The following is a 7,595-nucleotide window of genomic DNA, read 5'->3' on the forward strand; positions in this document are numbered from 1 at the left end:
ATCACTACAAAAAACAAAAAAAGTATTTAAAAAATTATGAAGAAAATCTTACATCGAAGATGGTTGCACAGCATTTTTTTGCTTGCAATGTTTTTTACGGTCGGAGCTTCATGGGGGCAAATTAATTACTCCCTTAGCCGTACTTTTAACAGTGCGGCAGTAGATGCACCCGGAATTACCGTAACGTATGACGGTCTTAACAACACAGGGTGCAGCACAGCATCTAACGGGGCTACAGGGGTAGTTACCATGACCCTAACCGCTCAAGCCGGTTTTAGCTTTACTATTACAGGTATTTCGGCCGCAGGTTACAGGAGCGGCGCAGGTTCAGATCAATTTAGACTCGAATATGTTAATACTGCTACAAGTACTAACTATACAGGTAGCTGGACTTCAATTGGCAGTTCATCAAGCTGTAGTGGTAATACCTCTGTAGGTAGCCTTACTTATACCGGGACTACACAAACAGTTAACTCGGGCCAGTCGGTTACAATCCGTGTAAGACGTCAGGCTGTTAGCACAAGTGGTGGTGGCTATGCCAATACACGAAATATTAATGTATCGGGAGTTGTTACAGGTATAGGTACCGTTACTTCTCCATCAAATGCTACGCTAGCTGCATTTCCTGATACTTATATAGCGAGCACCTCGGCAACTACACGAAACTTTATTTTTGCACCAAGTGCCGTAACAGGCAACATAGTTGTTACAGCCCCGGAACATTTTGGTGTATCACAAACTTCTACAGGAACTTTTACTAACAGTGTTACATTTGCTAATAATACTGCGGCAAAAACAATATATGTTAAGTTTATGCCTACAACTGAGGGATCAAAATCAGGTGTCATTACAGTAGCAAAAGTTGGCGGTGGCGTTACTCAACGCACAGTAAGCGTAAGTGGAGTTGCATTAGCTGTAAACCCACCTGTTATTACCAGCGAGTTGACCGCTTCTTCAGAATATGGAACAACAGGCAGCTATCAAATTACAGCCTCAAACACTCCAAATGCCTACAGTGCCACCTATCAGGGCGGCGCACTTCCGGCAGGCATTACATTAAATGCAACGTCTGGCGTTCTAAGCTTTGATGCTGCATTAACAGCAGGAATATATAATATAGACATTAATGCTTCTAACGCCGGCGGTGGCTATGGCACTGCTCAAACTTTAGTGTACACGAGAACCAAAAAACCACTTATATTATCAGGTGGAACTGCACAAAGTAAAGTTTATGATGGTACAGCTTCAGTTACCATTAACGGTTTACCAGGCCTGTTAGGCATTGTTGGAACTGATGAAGTACAGCTACAGGGAACTGCTGATGCCGGAGTACTTAATACGAATGTGGGTACACAGAGCGTGCAAATAAATGGTGGTTACACCCTTACAGGTGCCAATGCTGCAAATTATTTTATTGCACTGCCACAACAACCTGAAGGACTTACAGCTGTAATTACTCCAAAAGAAATTACGGTAACAGGTATTATTATAAGTGATAAGAACTATGATGGCACTACCGGTGCAACCATTACAGGCACTGCTGAGCTAAGCGGTGTTGTAGAAGGCGACGATGTTGCATTAGTAACCATAAATGCAGTTGCCCAGTTTACTTCTGCTAACACGGGTGTAGCAATACCTGTTACAGTTACGGGCTACGAAATTACAGGTACAGCAGTAACAAACTACGTGCTGCAACAGCCACAGGGTCTTACAGCCAATATAAACGACACAGGTCTTCAAAGCCAGACAATAACATTTAATGCATTGAATGCGGTAACGTATGGCGATCCTCAGTTTACGCTTAATGCAACAGCCAGTTCTGGTTTAGAAGTAACTTTTACGAGCTCTGATGAAGAAATCGCTACAGTTTCAGGCAATACAGTAACTATAGTGGGTGCAGGAACAGTAACCATTACGGCCTCACAAAACGGCGACTCAGCCTATAATCCTGCCCAAATGGTACCTCAGGAACTTGTGGTTAACCCTAAAGCACTTATAGTTGTCAATGCAGCCGTAACGCCTAAAGTATATGATACTACAACTACTGCTACTGTTACAGGTTCTTTAGACGGAATTGTGGGCAGCGATCAGGTATTTGTCAGCGGTACAGGTGTGTATGCGTCGGATGATGCATCTGCGAACATAACCGTTAGTACTAACTATACCCTTTCGGGAGATGATATCGGCAACTATACTATTACACAACCGGGAGATATAAACGGTGCCATTACTCCTGCTACACTTACTTTAACCGATGCAGTAGCCCAGGACAAAATATATGACGGTACAACAGCCGCTACAATAAACGGAACATTAAATGGCATTCTTGGTAATGATGTAGTTCTATATGGTCAGTCAGGTGCTTTTGCAAGCCCGGTGGTGGCCTCAAATATTGACGTTATGCCTGGTACATTGCTTACAGGAACAGATGCTGCTAACTATACTTTAGCACAGGCCACTACTGTCAGTGCTTCTATTACTGCAAGGCCTGTAACAGTAACTGCTACTGCCCAGGATAAAGTATATGATGGTACCGATGTTGCCACTGTAATAAATGCAGCTATCAGTGAGGGTGCTGTAGCCGGAGATAATATTACTTTGGTATCTGATACTGTAAATGGCACTTTTGACAGTGTTGAAGCAGGAATTGATAAATCGGTAACAGCCGTTTTTGCCCTTACCGGTACACATGCTGCAAACTATAGTATTACACCTCAAACTTATATAGCAGATATTACCCCTGCCCCACTTACTGCCGATGTAAGTGCAGCTATAATAGCGCCTAAAACTTATGACAGCACAAATACAGCTACTGTTACAGGTGCTGTTTTTAATGGTGTTGTAAATGACGATACTGTAAATGCTGCCGCAACATTTGTAGATGTGAATGCTGCCGAGGGCATTGCCGTGACACTTTTACTATCGGGTCAAGATGCTGCCAACTATAGTTTACAGCAACCATCAACACCTTTAACCGGAAACATTACCAAAAAAGCTATTACAGCTACTGCCGAGGATAAATTTAAGTCTCAGGGTGCTGCAAACCCTGCATTTACCATTGCTTATGATGGTTTTGTTGCCGGAGAATCCGAAGCGAATGCTTTAGGTTTTACTGCACCTGCAATCACAACTACGGCTACTACAGCTTCGGCAGCAGGCGCATATGCCATAACATTAACAGGAGGTAATGCTTCAAATTACAATTTTACAGAGTTGAACAACGGTTTCCTTATAATTCAGCCAACATCTGCTTCTACAATGCTATTGGCATGGGATTTTAATGGCGAAGCAAATGCTGCCACATCAACAGCCGAAATTTATGCTACCGGGCTTGACGCTTCTCAAACCTTAACCCGCGGAACAGGTGCAGTTGCTTCGGCAGGAAGTAACTCTTTTAGAACTGTTGGATTCCAGAACAATGGTATTTCTACCAACAATAGCGATTATTTTCAGTTCCAGATCTCAGGAGCTACAGGACAACAACTTTCTCTAAGCACTATTGATGCCCGTTTTGCAGGTACACCTACCTTTAGGGCCGCACCCGGTGCATCAGGGCAATTTGCTTATAGCCTTAACGGAACAACCTTTACATTAATAGGTTCTCCTTTCTTTTTGACTGCAGATACAACCATGCCTCAGATTGACCTGACAGGAATTGCAGCATTACAAAACCTTCCTGCAAGCACTACTGTAACATTCAGGTATTATGCAAGTGGGCAAACCACTACAGGAGGATGGGGCTTTAACTCACCTGCCGCAGGAAATTACGGATTGAGCATTGGCGGATCTTTAGCTCCGGCACCAAGTATTCCGGCAATATCTAACACAAACTTAAACTACACCTTTGTTTATGGCAACGGTGGCAGTTATGATGTAGACGCAGCCGGATCGCCAACCATAACTTATAGTGCTACAAACCTACCTGCGGATGCTGTAATTGATGCCCAAACAGGTGTTATTACATTTGCAAATACTACACCGGTAGGCACATATAGTATTGGTTTATCAGCTCAAAGTTATTACGGAACCGATACTGAAACACTTACCCTTGAAGTTACACCTGTTGTACCAGTAGTAATAGTAGGCGGTACTCAGCCATTTGAATATGGCGATGTTTGTGTTGGCACAACGGCTGTCCGCACATTTACTTTGACAGGTCAAAATTTTGAGAGTTTCCCTAGCGGTGCAAACATTACAGTAAGTTCATCTACTCCTAATGTAAATGATGGATATGAACCTCTCAACGGATTTAATTTTAGCCTAAGCGGAGGTGCATATACAGCAGGTTCTTATATTATTGAGGGCTATAATGGCAACGAGATAAGTATCGACGTACAGTTCGCTCCTAACCTTGCACAGGATTATACAACGAGTGGCGAAATTGCACTGACGTATTTTGATGCCGCTTCAGGACAAACCAGGATAATAGCAACCATAGATATAGCTACTGCAACAGGTATTGATACTCCTTTTATTGTTACTACAGGAGCGGCTGAAAGTTTAACACAAACTTCCGCTCAGCTTAGTGCATCCGCTACAACCGTATGTTCTACTATTGCCACATACGGTATAGAATACAGTACAGTAACAGGTTTTGAGAACGGTACAGGCACAATGGTACAAGGCAGTAATATGGCCGATGGTAATTATACTGTAGCACTTGCAGATCTACACCCCTGTACAGCTTATTACTACAAAGCTTATTCTTATAACGGTACAGCTTACACTTATGGTACTCAGCAAACATTTACAACGCTTTCTCTGGCTGCTCCTGTTGCTTTAGAGGCTACGAATGTTATTCAAACAGGTTTTACAGCAAACTGGCAGACTAATGCCGGTGCAACAGGATATTACCTTGATGTTAGCACTGATCCCAATTTCAGGAGTACTGTAGAAAATATGTTATTTGCAGAAAACTTTTCAGGTTTTACAGCTCCGGCACAAGGAGAAGCAGACAGTAATATTGCCAGCAGCCTTAACACATATACTACATTACCTGGCTGGACCGGAGCCAATATCTACAGAGAAAACGGCCTGATACGTCTTAGCAACGGTTCGGCAGCAGGCCAGATAACCACTCCTTCTATCGATTTGACCGCTAACGGTGGTACGGTAACATTTAGCTTTAGGGCTAAAGATTCTGATGCATCCAATCAACCTGTTATAACCGTTTATTATTCGGCTAACGGAACATCATACAGTGCTGTTGCGGGTGGTGTGTTCGATCTTACAGGAGAATTTGTTACCTATAGTGTTACAATCAATAATGCTACCGCAACTTCAAAATTAAGGATTGCCGCTAACACAGCCGGTCAAAGGTTTCACCTTGACGACTTTAAGGTGTTCTATCCTACCGAAGTGGATGTTGAGAGCATAGAATTAGGTAACGTTACATCTCATACTGTTAGTAACCTTATACCTGACACCCAATACTATTATAGAGTGAGGGCATTTGATACTAACTGTACATCAGAAGGTTCTAATACTATAGAAGTTAAAACCCCAGCGTATCTTACAATAACAAATGTTGATGCTGAATTTGGAAGTATTTGTACTACAGCAGAAGCTACAGGCTCTATTACTTTTACAGGTGTAGGCATGACAAATGCTAATCTTGATATTGCAGCATTGAACGGTTACAGTTATTCGCTAACAGAAAATGGTTCTTATACTCCTACATTAGCGATTTCAGGCTATAACGGAGAATCACAAACAGTATATGTTAAATTTAGCCCAACGGCTGCACAAAGCTATAACGGAGATATAGTTATTACTGCTCAGGCCCCTTATACAGCTGCACAACTAACCATTGCTGCAACGGCTACAGGTATTAGTACTCCTGCAGTTGCTACCGCAGGAACTGCAGGCAATATTACCAATACTACTGCTACTGTTGCAGGCCAGTATGTGGCTAACTGTTCGGTAGTTACTGAATACGGTATAGCATACAGTACTACCAACAACTTTGCTAATGGCACAGGAACTATACTACCGGCTACAGCTGTAGACGAAAATGGTAACTTTTCTGTAAGCCTTAGCGCTTTAAATCCTTGTACTACCTATTATTATAAAGCTTACGCAACAAGCAGTACAGGAACGGTATACAGCACACAGCAATCGTTCATTACTCCTTCACTTTCTGCCCTTTTATCTCTGGAGGCAACGAATGTTACTGACAATAGCTTTAGAGCGAACTGGCAAACTATTGATGGAGCTACAGGCTATAGAGTTGACGTAAGTACTAACCCAGAATTTGGTACCGCTGTACTGGCTTCTAACCTTATCATATCTGAATATGGAGAAGGAAGCAGTGGTAATAAAAAATATATCGAAATATTTAACGGCACAGGTGCTGCTGTAAACCTTGCAAATTATCGTGTTTGGGTAGCTGCTAATGGTGCTGCATGGCCGGGTGCCAGCCCAAGCCAGCTTGCCGGAACTCTTGCCAACGGAGATGTATTTGTTGTTGCAAATAATTCTGCTGACGTTCCGGGAGCAGACTGGTACATATCAAGCTTAAACCATAACGGAGATGATGCTGTTGGTTTGGCATGGAATGGCGGCAGCGGAAGCACTTACAACCTGCTTGATGCAGTAGGTACAGGAGGATCTGACCCGGGTACAGGATGGAGTGTTGCCGGAGTGGCCAATGCTACCGTAGACAGGATATTGATAAGAAAACCATCAGTAAAAGATCCTAATACAAACTGGACTGCTTCAGCAGGTACAAATATAACAAACTCTGAGTGGACAGTTTCAAGTTTTACTTACAGCGCTATTGATCAAACAACAGATCTTGGTCTCCATACATTTACATCCTTCATACCTGATTTTCTTACAGGCTACCAGGATCGTACTGCAAGCACAAACTTATTAGAGGTTACAGGTCTTGAAGACTTTACTACTTACTACTACAGGGTGCGCGCAACAAGTACAAGCTGTACTTCGGGTAATTCAGAAGTTATAGAAGTAATAACTAAGCCATCAGTAGTATCATGGGAGATCCCTACAGGAAATACAACCCCGGTTTGGGTACCAACTCAATACCCTAACGGCACTCCTGTAGTTATAGACGGTAATCAGGATGTAGCGATAAACGCTGATTATAACACTGCTACTAATGGTTCATTTACCGCTAAAAATATTACTGTTACAACGGGTAAAAAGGTTGTGGTAGCAACAGGAACTACACTGACTGCCGACGCAGTAATTAATAATGGTACTCCGGAAGATTTCTTAGTACAAAATAACGGGGCCCTTTTACAGGGAGAATCTGCAACTGAAAACTCCGGTAATGTTACCGTTATCAAAAACAGTAACCCATTATTCAGGTTAGACTATACTTTGTGGTCATCACCTGTAAGCGGCACCCAAACCCTTGGAGAGTTCTCACCACAAACCACGGTAGGCCGTTTCTATGAGTATGGTATAGATGCAGGAGTGGAACAATATCTGATCGTTCCTCCAACTACTACCTTTACATCGGCTAAGGGCTACCTTATCCGTATGCCAAACGGCAACCTTTCGGTTCCGGGTTATAATGCAGGCAGCACCTCATACAGCTACATAGGAAGCTTTGTGGGTACACCTAACAA

Annotated in this window: 1 protein-coding gene; it reads left to right on the top strand. The window is 42.8% G+C overall.

Annotation, left to right across the window (positions count from 1 at the left end; translation table 11 throughout):
• Window positions 1-36: 36 nt before the first annotated feature.
• On the top strand, window positions 37-7,595 hold a 7,559-nt coding region (locus GR160_RS18220), incomplete at its 3' end, for an S-layer family protein (protein ID WP_160751334.1).

Source organism: Flavobacterium sp. Sd200 (assembly GCF_009826935.1).
In the GTDB taxonomy this organism is placed as follows: domain Bacteria; phylum Bacteroidota; class Bacteroidia; order Flavobacteriales; family Flavobacteriaceae; genus Flavobacterium.